Source organism: Pseudomonas sp. CFBP 13727, from assembly GCF_014841915.1.
Taxonomy (GTDB): Bacteria; Pseudomonadota; Gammaproteobacteria; order Pseudomonadales; family Pseudomonadaceae; genus Aquipseudomonas; species Aquipseudomonas baltica.
The window spans coordinates 693,276-707,408 of record NZ_JACYUT010000001.1; the positions used below are offsets into that span (position 1 = coordinate 693,276).

Annotated in this window: 18 protein-coding genes, 1 tRNA gene and 1 pseudogene; 4 read left to right on the forward strand and 16 right to left on the reverse strand. The window is 60.2% G+C overall.

Features of this window, described 5'->3' with window-relative positions:
• Positions 1-30: 30 nt before the first annotated feature.
• On the reverse strand, positions 31-999 hold the full coding sequence (locus tag IFT76_RS03010; protein ID WP_192057376.1) for an XdhC family protein: 969 nt from the start codon (positions 997-999) through the stop codon (positions 31-33).
• 215 nt (positions 1,000-1,214) lie between these two features.
• The gene (locus IFT76_RS03015) at positions 1,215-1,424 is read right to left on the reverse strand and encodes a hypothetical protein (protein WP_185793675.1); all 210 of its coding nucleotides are present in this window, start codon (positions 1,422-1,424) and stop codon (positions 1,215-1,217) included.
• Between the two features lie 169 nt (positions 1,425-1,593).
• Between IFT76_RS03015 and IFT76_RS03020 the strand changes: the two are divergent.
• Positions 1,594-1,767 (forward strand): annotated as a pseudogene (locus IFT76_RS03020) (helix-turn-helix domain-containing protein); the annotation flags it as partial.
• A 127-nt stretch (positions 1,768-1,894) separates the two neighbouring features.
• Here IFT76_RS03020 and IFT76_RS03025 read toward each other — a convergent pair.
• The 9 genes from IFT76_RS03025 to thrS form a co-directional block, all read right to left on the reverse strand.
• Positions 1,895-1,971, reverse strand: a tRNA-Pro gene (locus tag IFT76_RS03025).
• An 89-nt stretch (positions 1,972-2,060) separates the two neighbouring features.
• Positions 2,061-2,417 carry a MerR family transcriptional regulator gene (locus IFT76_RS03030; protein WP_043188397.1) on the reverse strand — a complete coding sequence of 119 codons (357 nt, stop codon included), beginning with the start codon at positions 2,415-2,417 and terminating at the stop codon, positions 2,061-2,063.
• Positions 2,398-2,700 carry an integration host factor subunit alpha gene (ihfA, locus tag IFT76_RS03035; RefSeq protein WP_002553164.1) on the reverse strand — a complete coding sequence of 101 codons (303 nt, stop codon included), beginning with the start codon at positions 2,698-2,700 and terminating at the stop codon, positions 2,398-2,400. The genes IFT76_RS03030 and ihfA overlap by 20 nt, the downstream gene beginning before the upstream one ends.
• Positions 2,701-2,703: 3 nt before the next feature.
• Positions 2,704-5,082, reverse strand: coding sequence for a phenylalanine--tRNA ligase subunit beta (gene pheT / locus IFT76_RS03040; protein ID WP_192057377.1), 2,379 nt, complete (start codon positions 5,080-5,082; stop codon positions 2,704-2,706).
• Between the two features lie 27 nt (positions 5,083-5,109).
• The gene (pheS, locus tag IFT76_RS03045; protein ID WP_192057378.1) at positions 5,110-6,126 is read right to left on the reverse strand and encodes a phenylalanine--tRNA ligase subunit alpha; all 1,017 of its coding nucleotides are present in this window, start codon (positions 6,124-6,126) and stop codon (positions 5,110-5,112) included.
• A 109-nt stretch (positions 6,127-6,235) separates the two neighbouring features.
• Positions 6,236-6,592 carry a 50S ribosomal protein L20 gene (gene rplT, locus IFT76_RS03050; RefSeq protein ID WP_043188388.1) on the reverse strand — a complete coding sequence of 119 codons (357 nt, stop codon included), beginning with the start codon at positions 6,590-6,592 and terminating at the stop codon, positions 6,236-6,238.
• 27 nt (positions 6,593-6,619) lie between these two features.
• Positions 6,620-6,814 carry a 50S ribosomal protein L35 gene (rpmI, locus tag IFT76_RS03055; protein ID WP_002553160.1) on the reverse strand — a complete coding sequence of 65 codons (195 nt, stop codon included), beginning with the start codon at positions 6,812-6,814 and terminating at the stop codon, positions 6,620-6,622.
• A gap of 60 nt (positions 6,815-6,874) precedes the next feature.
• On the reverse strand, positions 6,875-7,426 hold the full coding sequence (gene infC / locus IFT76_RS03060) for a translation initiation factor IF-3 (protein ID WP_172979313.1): 552 nt from the start codon (positions 7,424-7,426) through the stop codon (positions 6,875-6,877).
• A complete protein-coding gene (gene thrS / locus IFT76_RS03065) occupies positions 7,426-9,348 on the reverse strand; it encodes a threonine--tRNA ligase (RefSeq protein WP_122478723.1) in 1,923 nt (640 codons plus the stop codon). Before thrS ends, infC begins: the two co-directional genes overlap by 1 nt.
• 342 nt (positions 9,349-9,690) lie before the next feature.
• On the opposite strand from thrS, the gene IFT76_RS03070 reads away from it, so the two are divergent.
• Together IFT76_RS03070 and IFT76_RS03075 are read left to right on the forward strand one after the other, a co-directional pair.
• Positions 9,691-9,993 (forward strand): hypothetical protein, encoded by a 303-nt coding sequence (locus IFT76_RS03070; protein WP_122478725.1) that lies wholly within the window; start codon positions 9,691-9,693, stop codon positions 9,991-9,993.
• Between the two features lie 303 nt (positions 9,994-10,296).
• Positions 10,297-10,509 carry a cold-shock protein gene (locus tag IFT76_RS03075; RefSeq protein WP_122478726.1) on the forward strand — a complete coding sequence of 71 codons (213 nt, stop codon included), beginning with the start codon at positions 10,297-10,299 and terminating at the stop codon, positions 10,507-10,509.
• 76 nt (positions 10,510-10,585) lie between these two features.
• Here the strand turns inward: IFT76_RS03075 and IFT76_RS03080 are convergent, their stop codons facing one another.
• Entirely contained in the window at positions 10,586-10,903 is a 318-nt protein-coding gene (locus IFT76_RS03080) for an I78 family peptidase inhibitor (protein WP_122478728.1), read from the reverse strand.
• Between the two features lie 144 nt (positions 10,904-11,047).
• On the reverse strand, positions 11,048-11,353 hold the full coding sequence (locus IFT76_RS03085; RefSeq protein WP_192057771.1) for a hypothetical protein: 306 nt from the start codon (positions 11,351-11,353) through the stop codon (positions 11,048-11,050).
• Positions 11,354-11,497: 144 nt separating this feature from the next.
• Between IFT76_RS03085 and IFT76_RS03090 the strand changes: the two genes are divergently transcribed.
• Positions 11,498-11,737, forward strand: coding sequence for a hypothetical protein (locus IFT76_RS03090; RefSeq protein ID WP_192057379.1), 240 nt, complete (start codon positions 11,498-11,500; stop codon positions 11,735-11,737).
• A 27-nt stretch (positions 11,738-11,764) separates the two neighbouring features.
• On the opposite strand, the gene IFT76_RS03095 is transcribed toward IFT76_RS03090, so the two are convergent.
• From IFT76_RS03095 to rbsK, 3 genes are read right to left on the reverse strand one after another with little or no spacing between them, the layout of a single operon-like run.
• The gene (locus tag IFT76_RS03095; protein ID WP_122478732.1) at positions 11,765-12,784 is read right to left on the reverse strand and encodes a nucleoside hydrolase; all 1,020 of its coding nucleotides are present in this window, start codon (positions 12,782-12,784) and stop codon (positions 11,765-11,767) included.
• Positions 12,785-12,812: 28 nt separating this feature from the next.
• On the reverse strand, positions 12,813-13,217 hold the full coding sequence (gene rbsD / locus IFT76_RS03100) for a D-ribose pyranase (RefSeq protein ID WP_122478734.1): 405 nt from the start codon (positions 13,215-13,217) through the stop codon (positions 12,813-12,815).
• Positions 13,214-14,131: a ribokinase gene (rbsK, locus tag IFT76_RS03105; RefSeq protein ID WP_192057772.1), complete on the reverse strand. Its 918-nt coding sequence runs from the start codon at positions 14,129-14,131 to the stop codon at positions 13,214-13,216. Before rbsK ends, rbsD begins: the two co-directional genes overlap by 4 nt.
• Positions 14,132-14,133: the final 2 nt, after the last annotated feature.

Here is a 14,133-nt window from a genome sequence, read left to right on the forward strand (position 1 = left end):
CATCAGTCGCTGCACGGCAGGGATAATGGCTCAGAGCGAGTCCCGGGAGATCCCATTACTCACACGAACGATGTCAGCCATTACAGCCAGGGCAATCTCCGCCGGTGTCTTGCTTCCCAGGCTCAAGCCTACCGGTGCGCTGATACGGCTAATTGCCCGATCGTCCAGAGCGCCGATGCGGCGAACGCGTTCAAGGCGCTTTTCACTGGTACGTCGTGAGCCCATGGCGCCGATATAGAACGCGGGCGTTCGCACCGCTTCAAGTAACGTCAGATCATCCAGGCGTGGGTCGTGGGTGAGCGCGACAACGGCGGTGCCCGCGTGGCAGCCACCCTTGGCGATGAAGACCGCGGGTAGTTGCTCGATGACTTTCACCCCTTCCACGTGAAACCTGTGGAGCAGCTCGGTGCGCGGATCACAGACAATGACTTCATAGCCCAATGACACGGCGAAACTTGCGCAAAATTCTGCCACAGGCGACAGCCCCGCTATCAATAGCCGCCGCGCTGCGCCAATGCGAATGGCGACCTGCTGGTCGAATACTTCGACGGTTTGACCCTGCGCAGAAGAGGTGTCGAGTGCACGGTCGTCGCTGACCAGAGAAACGTTACGGATGATCCGTTGCTGGCCTTGCAGCGCATGCAACATCAAGGAAAAGTGCTCGAGTGACTGACAGCCGGGGCCGAACTGCTCAACGAGTACGTCAAGGACGCCTCCACACGGCAGCTCCATTGAAGGCGCCAGACCTCCTTCGCCATATCGAACGATTTGGGTGTCGGGCCCGAACTCGTCACGCGCAAGACGCTCGAGGAAGTCGTCCTCGACACAACCGCCTGAAAGGGACCCGCAAAAACTTCCACTGGCCAGCGCAACCAGCATTGCCCCTGGCCCCCGTGGCGCAGAGCCAAACGTAGAAAGAACAGTGCAAAGCCACACGCACTGCCCCTGTTCAAGCCACTGCTGCCCTTGCTGGACTACTTGGAGGTCAAGGTTGTTCATGGGGCTTACGGTCCACTGTGTTTGCAGAAACCCGAGCGATGAGGTGGGCTGGGAATACCCGATTCAGTATGTGTTGGAGCGACTTTCCAAAGTTGCCCGATCCGCGCGGGTTATTGCCTATTTCTTGCGACCTCGAGGCTAAACCAAGCGCGATGCTGCGAGCTCGTCGAACCGGGCAATCATTGCCGCGAACCCGGAAGGTACTGACCTGGCGATCAGATGAGGATGGATGACACACTCATCCGGTGATAGTGGCGAAGTTCGCCGACCACCTCGCGCCCAAAGGCGCGCGCCAGCAGGCTTTGCTCATCTACTCTGAAATCATCCAGGTAGTCTTCGAATGCTGCCAAAGCGCGCATCAGTTCGATCAGTACAGGGACATCGGTCGCAGCGGCTGCGCGAACTGCCGAGCCTGAGGTCAGCACGCGCAGGAGATCGAAGTGGAGGTGCTCTGCACAATGTCGGTATTCGAGAGGCTAAGGCCTTCATCGAGCCAGCCGGTGACACCACCGATCATTTCCTTCACCGCATAACCGAGCTGAGCTATTCGTGCAGCTGCCCGGTGCACACCGTTACAGTGAGGGCTGGCACAGGCTGCAACATGCACGCATGACTCAGGCTCGCTCGCTGCTTGAGAGCACAGTTCTCAATACCGAGCAAATCGCCGAGCGATGCGGATTCGCCTCGGTGGAAAGCTTCAGGGTGGCCTTTCGCAAGGCAGTCGGGATTGCGCCATCGCTCTATCGAGACGGTTTTGGCCAGCGTTGAATCAGGAGCACAACCAGCACCCCTGCCGCTCGCCCTGCTGTCGGTATAACGGCTCGTGTGAAAATGAAGACAAAAAAAAGCCACTTTCGAGAAGTGGCTTTCTTGTCTGATTTTACTCAGGAATAAATGGTCGGGACGGAGTGATTCGAACACTCGACCCCTTGCACCCCATGCAAGTGCGCTACCGGGCTGCGCTACGCCCCGACCGAGCGTAAAGCTGTTCCAGAACCTCTGAGAACGTCGAGGAATATACCTTAAGCATTTGAATTATGGAAGTATTCTTTTCCAGAAATTCACTTCTTGAGGACACTCAACACATCTTCGAGCTCGGAGATCGTCTGGCGGATCAGTTGCTTGTACTGCGTAGTGTCATCCTTGGCCTCGTCGCCGGACAGGCGCAGACGCGCGCCGCCGATGGTGAAGCCCTGGTCATACAGCAGCGCGCGGATCTGGCGAATCATCAGCACATCCTGGCGCTGGTAATACCGACGGTTTCCGCGACGCTTCACGGGGTTGAGCTGAGGAAACTCCTGCTCCCAATACCGCAGCACATGTGGCTTGACGGCACACAAGTCGCTGACTTCACCAATGGTGAAGTAGCGCTTGCCGGGAATGGGCGGGAGTTCGTCGTTATGACTTGGTTCCAGCATAGGCCTCAACTCGGGCTTTCAACTTCTGCCCTGGACGAAAGGTGACCACGCGGCGAGCCGTGATCGGGATTTCTTCACCGGTTTTCGGATTGCGGCCAGGCCGCTGGCGTTTGTCCCGAAGGTCGAAATTGCCGAAACCGGACAATTTGACCTGCTCGTTGTCTTCAAGAGCGTGCCTGATTTCTTCGAAGAAAAGCTCGACCAATTCCTTGGCCTCTCGTTTGTTCAGGCCCAACTCTTCATAAAGACGTTCCGCCATTTCAGCTTTCGTCAAAGCCCCCATGCGCTACTTCCTTAACGTGGCGTTCAACCTTTGTTCGAGCGAGGTGAGGATTGTTTGAGTCGTGGCATTCACCTCATCGTCATTAAGAGTGCGCGATGGATGCTGCCAGGTCAAGCCAACAGCCAGGCTTTTTCTATGAGGATCAATGCCTTTACCCTGGTAGACGTCAAACAGCCTGAGGTCCGTGAGCCATTCCCCTGCATTCTCGCGAATGACCGCGAGCACTGCGCTGGCAGCCACATCACGATCGGCCAGCAGTGCCAGGTCGCGGCGCACTTCGGGGAAGCGCGACAACTCCTGGAACTTCGGCAGACGGCCTTCGGACACCTGCGCAAGCACCAGCTCGAAAACGAAGACAGCGCGATCCAGACCCAGCGACTTCACCAGTTCCGGGTGCAATGCGCCCAGATAACCGACCAGCTGACCCTCGCGCTCGATGCGCGCGGTCTGGCCCGGATGCAGAGCAGGATGCTGCCCCGGAACGAAGGTGAAGGCATCCAGCGCACCGGCGAAGCCAAGCACGGCTTCCACGTCGGCCTTGACGTCGAAGAAGTCCACCGTCTCGCGACCCTGCGCCCAGCCTTCGGGCAGACGACTGCCGCAGACCACGCCAGCCAGCATGGGCTCTTGTTTCAAGCCATCGAGCTGACCGACGAAACGCAGGCCGCTCTCGAACAGGCGTACGCGATCCTGCTGGCGATTGAGGTTGTGCTGCAGAGCCTTGACCAGGCCTGGCCACAGCGACGAGCGCATGGCCGCCATGTCGGCCGAGATCGGGTTGGCCAGCAGCAGCGGCTCGACGCCGGGGCTGAACAGTTCGAACAGCTTGGGATCGATGAAGCTGTAGGTGATAGCCTCCTGGTAACCACGTGCAACCAACAGGCGGCGCAAGGCCGGCAGGTCGGAACGTGCCTCCGGGGCGGCCTGCGGCGCCAGCCGCGCTTGCGGGTAGCGCACGGGCAGGCGGTTGTAGCCATAGAGCCGTGCCAGCTCTTCGATCAGATCGACTTCCAGGCTGATATCGAAGCGATGGCTCGGCACCTCCACGGACCACTGCCCTTCCCCGCCGGCCGTGGCACCCAGGCCCAAGCCGGTCAGCAACCCTTCAATTTCGCTGGCGCCCATTTCCAGGCCCAGCATCTGGCTGACCCGGTCGGCACGCAAGGTGATCGGCGCAATCTGCGGAAGATGCTCCTGGCTGACGTGTTCGACGATCGGACCCGGTTCGCCGCCGGCGATTTCCAGCAACAGTGCGGTCGCACGCTCCATGGCTTCACGGGCCAGATTCGAATCGACGCCGCGCTCGAAACGGTGCGACGCATCGGTGTGCAGCCCGTACGAGCGGGCCTTGCCGGCCACCGAGATCGGTTCGAAAAACGCCGCCTCGAGGAACACGTCGCGGGTCTTGGCGGTCACGCCGCTGTTCTCGCCACCCATCACGCCAGCGATGCCCAGCAGGCGCGCGTGGTCGGCAATGACCAGCGTGTCGCCGCGCAGTGCTACTTCCTGACCGTCGAGCAGGGTGATCTTCTCGCCCTCCTCGGCCATGCGCACGCGGATGCCGCCGTCGATTTCGGCAAGGTCGTAGGCATGCATCGGCTGGCCCAGCTCGATCATCACGTAGTTGGTGATGTCTACCGCGGCATCGATGCTGCGCACTTCGCTGCGACGCAGACGCTCGACCATCCATAACGGAGTGGCCCTGGACAGGTCGACGTTGCGCACCACTCGGCCGAGGAAGCGCGGACAGGCGGCGGGGGCCAACACGTCCACTGCCAGCACCTCGTCGCTGACCGGGGCTACCGCAGCGATGACCGGACGGGTCACTGGGGCTGCATACAGCGCGCCCACTTCCCGCGCCAGGCCCGCCAGCGACAGGCAGTCGCCGCGGTTGGGCGTCAGGTCGACCTCGATGCTGGCATCGTCCAAGCCCAGGTAAACCCGGAAATCCTCACCCGCAGGGGCATCGGCCGGCAGCTCCATCAGGCCGTCGTTGCCCTCGCCGACCTGCAGCTCGGACTGCGAGCAGAGCATGCCGTTGGACTCGACGCCGCGCAGCTTGGCTTTCTTGATCTTGAAATCGCCCGGCAACTGGGCGCCGATCTTGGCGAACGGAATCTTCAGGCCGGGGCGCACGTTTGGCGCACCGCAAACCACCTGAAAGGTTTCGCTGCCATCGCTGACCTGACACACACGCAGTTTGTCGGCGTCCGGGTGTTGCTCCGTGGCAAGCACTTCACCCACCACCACGCCGCTGAACTCACCTGCGGCCAGGGTCACACTGTCCACTTCCAGACCTGCCATCGACAGACGTGCAACCAGCTCGTCTCGCGAGGCCTGCGGGCTTACCCAGCCGCGCAGCCATTGTTCACTGAATTTCATCCTGCTCTCCTGAAAGATTCGTTACGGCTAGCGAAATTGCGCGAGGAACCGCAAGTCGTTGTCGAAGAACAGGCGCAAGTCATTGACGCCGTAACGCAGCATGGCCAGACGTTCTGCGCCCATGCCGAAAGCAAAACCCTGGAACTCTTCGGGGTCGATACCCGACATGCGCAGCACGTTCGGGTGCACCATGCCGCAGCCCAGCACTTCCAGCCAGCCGGTCTGCTTGCAGACCCGGCAGCCCTTGCCGCTGCACATCACACATTGGATATCGACTTCAGCCGAAGGCTCGGTGAAGGGGAAGAACGAGGGCCGGAAGCGTACTGCCAGCTCTTTTTCGAAGAACACGCGCAGGAATTCCTCGATGGTGCCTTTCAGGTCCGCGAAGTTGATGTCGCGGTCGATCAGCAACCCCTCGACCTGATGAAACATCGGCGAGTGGGTGATATCCGAGTCGCAGCGATAGACCCGTCCCGGGCAGACGACCCGAATCGGCGGCTTTTGCGACTCCATGGTCCGCGCCTGCACCGGTGAGGTGTGGGTACGCAGCAACATGTTGGCATTGAAATAGAAGGTGTCATGCATCGCACGGGCCGGGTGATGGCCTGGGATGTTGAGCGCTTCGAAGTTGTGGTAGTCGTCTTCCACCTCGGGGCCTTCGGCGATGCCGTAGCCTATGTGGGTGAAAAACTGCTCGATACGCTCCAGCGTCCGGGTAACCGGATGCAGGCCGCCAGTGGTCTGGCCACGGCCAGGCAAGGTGACGTCGATCTGCTCGGCGGCGAGCTTGGCGCTCAGTTCGGCTTCTTCGAATGCCGTCTTGCGCGCATTGAGGACATCTGTGACACGTTCCTTGGCTTCGTTGATCAGCGCGCCCACCTTGGGCCGCTCATCGGCAGGCATGTTGCCCAAGGTCTTCATCACCTGGGTCAGTTCGCCTTTCTTGCCAAGGAATTGAACCCGGATCTGCTCCAGGGCATTGATGTCTTCAGCGTGTTGCACGGCCTCCAAAGCTTGAGAGACCAGCGCATCCAGGTTTTCCATGTACAGACTCCAGATACGAAATAGGGGAAGAGCTTGAAGGCTCTTCCCCTATTCATGACGTTTAACACCCAAGCCCGCCGACGGCAGGCTGGAGTGATTGTCGGGGTACTTAGGCCAGCGAGGCTTTAGCTTTCTCGACAATCGCAGCAAACGCCGCTTTTTCGTTCACTGCCAGATCAGCCAGAACCTTACGGTCGATCTCGATGGACGCTTTCTTCAGGCCAGCAATGAAACGGCTGTAGGACAGACCGTTTACACGAGCACCGGCGTTGATACGAGCGATCCACAGGGCGCGGAACTGACGTTTTTTCTGACGACGGTCACGGTAGGCGTATTGGCCTGCCTTGATTACCGCTTGCTTGGCAACACGGAATACGCGCGAACGAGCGCCGTAGTAGCCTTTAGCCAGTTTCAGAATTTTCTTGTGACGCTTACGGGCAATGACGCCACGCTTAACACGAGCCATGAGTTAGTCCTCTATCTTTGACCGAAATTAACGAAGGCGCAGCATGCGCTCGACTTTTGCCACGTCAGACGGATGCAGCAAGCTGCTACCGCGCAGTTGACGCTTACGCTTGGTCGACATTTTGGTCAGGATGTGGCTCTTGAAAGCGTGCTTGTGCTTGATGCCGTTAGCGGTTTTCAAGAACCGCTTAGCTGCACCACTTTTGGTTTTCATCTTTGGCATGTTCGGGTACTCCACATTCAATTGATAAACATAACCGCAAGGCCTGCCGTGCCCTGGTGGTTACTTCTTTTTCTTGGGGGCGATGACCATGATCAGCTGGCGTCCTTCCATCTTCGGATGCTGTTCGACGGAACCGTATTCGAGCAGGTCACCTTCGACCCGCTTCAACAGCTCCATACCCAGCTCCTGATGCGCCATCTCACGGCCGCGGAATCGCAAGGATACCTTGGCCCTGTCCCCATCACTCAGGAAACGTACCAGGTTGCGGAGTTTTACCTGGTAATCCCCTTCTTCCGTCCCTGGACGAAACTTGATTTCTTTAACCTGAATCTGTTTCTGGTTCTTCTTCGCTGCGGCAACCTGCTTCTTCTTCTCGAAGATCGATTTGCCGTAGTCCATCACCCGGCATACGGGCGGGATGGCGTCAGCGGAGATTTCCACCAGATCCAGCTTCGATTCTTCAGCGATACGAAGCGCTTCATCGATAGAGACGATGCCAATCTGCTCGCCGTCAGCGCCAATTAACCGAACCTCGCGTGCCGAGATATTCTCGTTGATCGGGGCTTTCGGTGCAGCTCGTTTATCTTGTCTCATTTCACGCTTAATAATAATTACTCCGAATCTGGGCGACCACGCCGGGAAACCGCTTGTGCAAGGTACTCGGTGAATTGCGCGATGGGCATGGAGCCCAGGTCAGCGCCTTCACGGGTACGCACAGCGACAGTTTGCGTTTCAACTTCCTTGTCCCCGATGACCAGGAGATAAGGAACCTTGAGCAAAGTATGCTCACGGATTTTAAAGCCGATCTTTTCATTTCTCAAGTCGGACTTGGCACGAAACCCGCTTTCCGTCAGATTTTTTTCGACAAGCTGTACAAAATCGGCTTGTTTATCAGTGATATTCATCACCACTGCCTGTGTCGGCGCCAGCCAGGCCGGGAATGCGCCCTCGTAGTGCTCGATCAGGATCCCGACGAATCGCTCGAACGAACCCAGGATCGCCCGGTGCAGCATCACGGGATGCTTGCGACCGTTGTCTTCGGTGACGTATTCGGCGCCCAGGCGGATCGGCAGGTTGAAATCGAGCTGCAGTGTACCGCATTGCCAGACGCGACCCAGACAATCCTTCAACGAGAATTCGATCTTGGGGCCGTAGAAGGCGCCCTCGCCCGGCTGCAGATCGTAGGGAAGCCCGGCCGCGTCGAGTGCGGCAGCCAGGGCTGACTCGGCGCGATCCCACAGCTCGTCGGAACCGACACGCTTTTCAGGACGCGTCGACAGCTTGAGCTGGATGTCCTTGAAGCCGAAGTCGGCGTAGACGTCCATGGTCAGCTTGATGAAGGCCGCCGACTCGGACTGCATCTGCTCTTCGGTGCAGAAGATGTGCGCATCGTCCTGCACGAAGCCACGCACGCGCATGATGCCGTGCAGCGCGCCCGAAGGCTCGTTGCGATGGCAGGCACCGAACTCGGCCAGGCGCAGCGGCAACTCGCGGTAGCTTTTCAAGCCCTGGTTGAACACCTGCACATGGCACGGGCAGTTCATCGGCTTGATGGCGTAGTCGCGGTTTTCCGACTCGGTGGTGAACATGTTCTCGGCGTAGTTGGCCCAGTGCCCTGATTTCTCCCAGAGGCTGCGGTCGACTACCTGGGGCGTCTTGATTTCCAGGTAGCCGTTCTGCTGCTGGATCTTGCGCATGTACTGCTCGAGCACCTGGTACACGGTCCAGCCGTTGGGGTGCCAGAAGACCATGCCCGGAGCTTCTTCCTGGAGATGGAACAGGCCCAGGCGCTTGCCGATCTTGCGGTGATCGCGCTTCTCGGCTTCCTCGATGCGCTTGACGTAGGCCGCCAGTTGCTTCTTGTCGGCCCACGCGGTGCCATAGACGCGCTGCAGCTGCTCGTTCTTGGCATCGCCGCGCCAGTAGGCGCCCGACAGCTTGGTGAGCTTGAAGGATTTCAGGAAACGCGTGTTCGGCACGTGCGGACCACGGCACATGTCGACGTATTCTTCGTGATAGTACAGGCCCATGGCCTGCTCATCCGGCATGTCTTCGACCAGACGCAGCTTGTAGTCCTCACCGCGAGCGGTGAACACGTCGATGACTTCGGCACGCGGCGTGACCTTCTTGACCACGTCGTATTCGGTGTCGATCAGCTGCTGCATGCGCTGCTCGATCGCCGCCATGTCGTCTGGCGTGAAAGGCCGCTCGTAGGCGATGTCGTAGTAGAAGCCTTCTTCGATGACAGGACCGATCACCATGCGCGCAGTAGGGTACAGCTGCTTCACCGCATGGCCGACGAGGTGGGCGCAGGAGTGACGGATGATCTCCAGCCCCTCTTCGTCCTTTGGCGTGATGATCTGCAAGGTGGCGTCGGCGGTGATCAGGTCACAGGCATCGACCAGTTGGCCGTTGACCTTGCCGGCAACGGTGGCCTTGGCCAGGCCGGCGCCGATGGACGCGGCGACCTCGGCGACGGAAACCGGGTGATCGAACGAACGCTGACTGCCGTCGGGAAGAGTAATGGTGGGCATGGCGCCTCCTCTCCTAGTGGTGACCCCTACCAAAGGTCACATGGGTTGGGATGAGCCAGTACGCGATTCGCCCGGTATGCCCGCCTTACGTTGGCAGGAGCCTTGCGGCCGACCGGAACACGAACCAGAGTGACTGGAGCAATCGAAAAAGGTGAATCCCGCGCCTCGGCGCCTACTCAAGGTAGTGCCGAACGCAGGGCCGAACATCCTAGCACAGAAGATGCGTCGACTTGCTGCGTCATATGCACGATACGGCAACTGGGCCCGTCGCTGAACTTGCTGCCCTCTTCACCCCTCAGATGACATGAGTCAAAACCGCCTGAGAACAAGGAGCTATTCATTATGGGTCTCAAACGACTTCTTCCCCTGAGTGCCTGCCTGGCCCTGGTGCTTCCATTCGCGGCCCAGGCTGCCGCGCTGTCCGCCGATGCCAAGGCCGAATATACCGCGCAGTGCCAGGCCGCAGCCGTGCAGCAAGGCGTGGACGCAGCCAAGGCGCAGGCGCACTGCAGCTGTGGCGCGAAAGTGATCGAGGAGAAATTCAGCAAGGCCGAGATCGACCAGCTCACCAACAAGCAGGTCGAACCGCCAATGGCGCTGCGCCAGAAGCTGATGAAGGAAGTGCTGGTTTGCAATAACCAGTAGCGCTTTCAGCAGCACCGCAGGACGGCCCCGAGAGACGCCAACGGTGCTACTGGGGGTCGACGGCTGCGGTCAATCGAATCAAGTGCGACTTTATACGGTTTTTTTTTAAAACATTTTTCAGCTGCAAACCTCAATGAAATAAGGGGCTTAGCAGTTTTGGACAGGCCAATTTGCGACAACTTTGGTTCTTGCGCCAATCAAAGGGGGTTCACAGTCCAGGTTTTGGACTATGATAGGCCCCGTGTGCCCAGTTGGCCTGAGCAGCACAGCACTACTGAATATTATGTTTCTTGGAGATTCACCATGTCTAATCGCCAGACCGGCACCGTAAAATGGTTCAACGATGAGAAAGGCTTCGGCTTCATCACTCCTTCAGGTGGCGGTGACGACCTGTTCGTACACTTCAAAGCTATCGAATCCGACGGTTTCAAAAGCCTGAAAGAAGGCCAGACCGTTTCGTTCGTGGCTGAGAAAGGCCAAAAGGGCATGCAAGCTGCTCAAGTTCGCCCAGAGTAATCTCGGCAACTGAAAAAAACCCGTACATGTGACGGGTTTTTTTTCGCCTGCGATTCGTGTCGAGTGCGACGATTACTCAGCCACAGTTGACACGGGTGATCTGGCCGCTGTCATCGGCGTTGAGGTTGAGACGGTCGGAACGGTATTCCAGGGTCACCATGTCGTGCGGGCGCAGGACGCGGGCGACCTGTGCGCCTGCCTTGACCCTCGCCTGCTCGAGCAGGTCTGCGGAAACCGGCTTGCCAACGGTGTAGCGTGCGCCGTCGGCGTTGCAGCGCCCATCGAATGCAGGGGCGGCAGCGGCAGACTGTCCGGTCGAGGTTCCGGATGTAGAACAGCCAGTTACAGCCAGGGCTGCCATCAGGATCAACAAGGTCTTGCGCGGGAAAGGCATGCAGCCTCCTCTTTTCAGTGGGTTTTTCTGGTAGGTAAGGTTGTGCGACCGCCTCTGGCCGATTTGGTTGCACATTGGCCTAGTCTGCCCGAGCGCATCGTTACGCGGTGTCAGAGAAATCGTCACTGGATGTGTGTCTGCGGATCAGTACAAGTCAATGTAGTCGGATAGGGGCATGGGCCAGTGTGTCTTCAGGGCCGTGTGGATCTGCTTCACCCAGGTAGCGTCGGATGCCGCAGCAGCGCCAACGTAACCGGATCCGGCGGCCCAGGTTTCCAGACGGAAGCACAGGCCCTGGATATCCGTGCCGCCGACCGCCTCGGTGGAGAAGAAGGCGATGCCTTCGCGGGTCACGCGCAGCTGGGTGTGGATGGCCGGATTACCCGAGGCGATCAGCGCACGGACCGCATCCAGGGTGAGTGAGTCGCTTTGCTTGAGGTCGATGTGCACATGAGCCTCCATGCCGAAGATTTGACCGAAGTTTGACACGCGCCCTGCCATCTGCCCAAGGGCCGGTGTAAAGCGTTGGCGAAAATGCTTTACTTGGCCACGTGGAGCGAACGTCGTTCGCTCGTGACCGTTGGCGAGAGCAACATGGCAAACGTATCAATCAAGGCGGACATCAAGGTCCAGTGGCCTCAGGGCCAGAGCTCCTTCAGCCCCGGTACGCCCGAGGAGCTGGCGATCATCGGCGTCGACGTGCTGGTCAAGGCACTGGGCACCGATGCCGCGCGCAGCTTCGTCATGCAGGTGTTCGAGCGTTACGCCCACGAACACGTGGCAGCGACGGGCAATACCGTGGCGCATCCCTTGAAGAACGCGCCCACGCCATAGCCCGTGATGCACCGGCGCTTCGGCCGGTCAGGGCAGACGCTGCAGGCGTTGGGTCAGCAGATCGAAAAAGCCCTGTGCATTTCCCTCGTTCACCCAGAACACGTTGGCCGGCTGCTCGAGCGTACCGTACCAGTCGGCCACGGTCTGGCCGAAGCTCGGGCCTTCCCGGCTGTCGATGGTCAGGTTGACCTTGCGCCCGCTGAACAGCTCTGGCGCCAGCAGATAGGCAATCACGCTGGCATCGTGAACCGGGCCCCCGGGCAGCCCGTAGTGCTCCATATCGGCCTTGACGTACGCCTGCAGGATATCCACCACCCGCGGCCCGGCCTTGTTCTGCAAGGCAGCCAACTGCTGCAGGCGCGCCGGGCTGGTCAGAACCTTGTGGGTGACATCCAGTGGCACGTAGGTGAGCTTGACGCCGCTGGCCAGTACCACCTGGGCGGCGTGAGGGTCGGCGAACAGGTTGAACTCGGCCACCGGGGTGATATTGCCGCCATTGAAGTGCGCGCCCCCCATGACGATCACTTCCTTGATGCCCTGGGTGATGCCGGGCGCCTGGATCAGTGCCAGCGCCAGGTTGGTCTGTGGCCCCAACATTGCCAGGGTGATGCTGTGGGGTTCGGCATTGCTCAGGGTGTCGATCAAATACTGCACCGCGTTGCCCTGGGCCAGCCCTTTGCTTGGCTCATGCACGGCGATACCAGGCACGCCCTCCTCGCCATGCACGTTGGCGGCATAGATCGGCTCGCGGACCAGCGGCTTGGGTGCACCGGCATAGACCGGCACATCTTCGCGACCCGCCCACTCACGGGCCAGGCGTGCGTTTCGCGAGGTCTTGTCGAGGCGCACGTTGCCGGCCACGGTCGTGAGGGCGCGGACGTTGATCTCCTCGGGCGAAGCCAGGGCCAGCAGCAAGGCGACGACATCGTCGGCGCCAGGGTCGGTGTCGATGATCAGATCGATCTTGTCGGCCGCCGTGGCGGCAGCGCTGGTCAGCAGGGCCATCAATGAAAATCCTCGAAGCAGGGTCAGCAGGGAACGTTGCATGTTGCACTCCTTGTGCTCAGTGGTAAGTCTAGAAAGTGACGCCCGCCAACAGGGCGATATTGCTGTAGGGCTGGCATTCGCCAGTGCGCACGATGGCGCGAGCGTTCCGCGACAGCTCCTTGAACCGCGCATGGCTGACCGACTGGCGCACACCGAGGGCACCCTGCTCGTGCAATTGCTGGATTCGCGCCAACGCCGGCGGCAGCACCTGCAGCATCTCCTCGGCGATCACGTGGCTTTCCACCTGCATTTCGCTGAGCAGCACGTCCAGCGTGCTGATGAAGCTGGGAATGCCTGGCGTCAAGGCCAGATCGATCAAGGGCACGCCCGGGGGTACCGGCAAACCGGCATCGCCGATCACGACGATATCGCCATGGCCAAGGGACGCAACCAGTTGCGAAAGCGATATGTTCAACAAGGCGGTCTTTTTCACGATGCAACCTGCTCCACTTGCGCCATGGTCGGGATGGAAGGCTGGGCGCCGGCGCGGGTGACCGACAGTGCAGCGGCGGCCTGGCCGAACGCAATGGCCTGTGACTCGTCCAGGCCTCTGGCCAGCGCCGCGGCAAAGCCACCGACGAACGTATCGCCGGCCGCCGTGGTATCCACCGCCTGCACCTTGCGTCCAGGATAATGCCGGGGCTGCGCGCCATCGGCAAACAGCAGGCCCTGCTCACCCAGGGTGATGAGCACCTTGCCGGCGCCGGCCTGGCGCAGAAGACTGGCCGCCTGCTCGGCCTCGGCCACCGAGCTGACGCTCAGGCCGGTGAGCGCCTGAGTTTCGGTTTCGTTGGGGATCAAATAATCGACCCAGCCCAGCCATTGCTGCGGTAACGGCCCGCTGACCGGCGCCGGATTGAGAATGACCGTCTTGCCAGCCTGGTGAGCGCGCTGCAAGGCGAAAGCCACCACCGCATGAGGAATTTCCAGCTGGCACACCACCACATCGGCGGCCAGCAGCAGGCGGTCGAAACGCTCGATGTCGGCGCATTCGAGCTGGCCATTGCCGCCCGCCACGATGACGATCGCATTCTGGCTGGCGGCATCGACCACAATCATCGCGATCCCGGTCGCTACCGCTTCAGCCACCCGTACGCCCTGGCAGTCGATGCCTTCATCGGCCAACGCCTGGCGCAGCGCCTGGCCATAGGCGTCGGCGCCGACGCAGCCGATCATCGCCACTTGCCCGCCCAGCCGCGCGGCAGCGACCGCCTGGTTGGCGCCCTTGCCGCCCGGCACGGTCGCGAAGGACTGGCCCAGCAGGGTTTCTCCCGCCTGCGGCAAACGCTCGGCCTGTGCCACCAGGTCCATGTTCAGACTGCCTATTACCAATACGTTTGCTTGCATCA

What these genes read in the sequence shown, in the direction of transcription:
- IFT76_RS03010 (WP_192057376.1), bottom strand. Translation starts at nt 999, where the DNA reads ATGAACAACCTTGACCTCCAAGTAGTCCAGCAAGGGCAGCAGTGGCTT.
- IFT76_RS03030 (WP_043188397.1), bottom strand. Translation starts at nt 2,417, where the DNA reads ATGCTGGAACCAAGTCATAACGACGAACTCCCGCCCATTCCCGGCAAG.
- ihfA (WP_002553164.1), bottom strand. Translation starts at nt 2,700, where the DNA reads ATGGGGGCTTTGACGAAAGCTGAAATGGCGGAACGTCTTTATGAAGAG.
- pheT (WP_192057377.1), bottom strand. Translation starts at nt 5,082, where the DNA reads ATGAAATTCAGTGAACAATGGCTGCGCGGCTGGGTAAGCCCGCAGGCC.
- pheS (WP_192057378.1), bottom strand. Translation starts at nt 6,126, where the DNA reads ATGGAAAACCTGGATGCGCTGGTCTCTCAAGCTTTGGAGGCCGTGCAA.
- rplT (WP_043188388.1), bottom strand. Translation starts at nt 6,592, where the DNA reads ATGGCTCGTGTTAAGCGTGGCGTCATTGCCCGTAAGCGTCACAAGAAA.
- rpmI (WP_002553160.1), bottom strand. Translation starts at nt 6,814, where the DNA reads ATGCCAAAGATGAAAACCAAAAGTGGTGCAGCTAAGCGGTTCTTGAAA.
- thrS (WP_122478723.1), bottom strand. Translation starts at nt 9,348, where the DNA reads ATGCCCACCATTACTCTTCCCGACGGCAGTCAGCGTTCGTTCGATCAC.
- IFT76_RS03070 (WP_122478725.1), top strand. Translation starts at nt 9,691, where the DNA reads ATGGGTCTCAAACGACTTCTTCCCCTGAGTGCCTGCCTGGCCCTGGTG.
- IFT76_RS03075 (WP_122478726.1), top strand. Translation starts at nt 10,297, where the DNA reads ATGTCTAATCGCCAGACCGGCACCGTAAAATGGTTCAACGATGAGAAA.
- IFT76_RS03080 (WP_122478728.1), bottom strand. Translation starts at nt 10,903, where the DNA reads ATGCCTTTCCCGCGCAAGACCTTGTTGATCCTGATGGCAGCCCTGGCT.
- IFT76_RS03090 (WP_192057379.1), top strand. Translation starts at nt 11,498, where the DNA reads ATGGCAAACGTATCAATCAAGGCGGACATCAAGGTCCAGTGGCCTCAG.
- IFT76_RS03095 (WP_122478732.1), bottom strand. Translation starts at nt 12,784, where the DNA reads ATGCAACGTTCCCTGCTGACCCTGCTTCGAGGATTTTCATTGATGGCC.
- rbsK (WP_192057772.1), bottom strand. Translation starts at nt 14,131, where the DNA reads ATGCAAGCAAACGTATTGGTAATAGGCAGTCTGAACATGGACCTGGTG.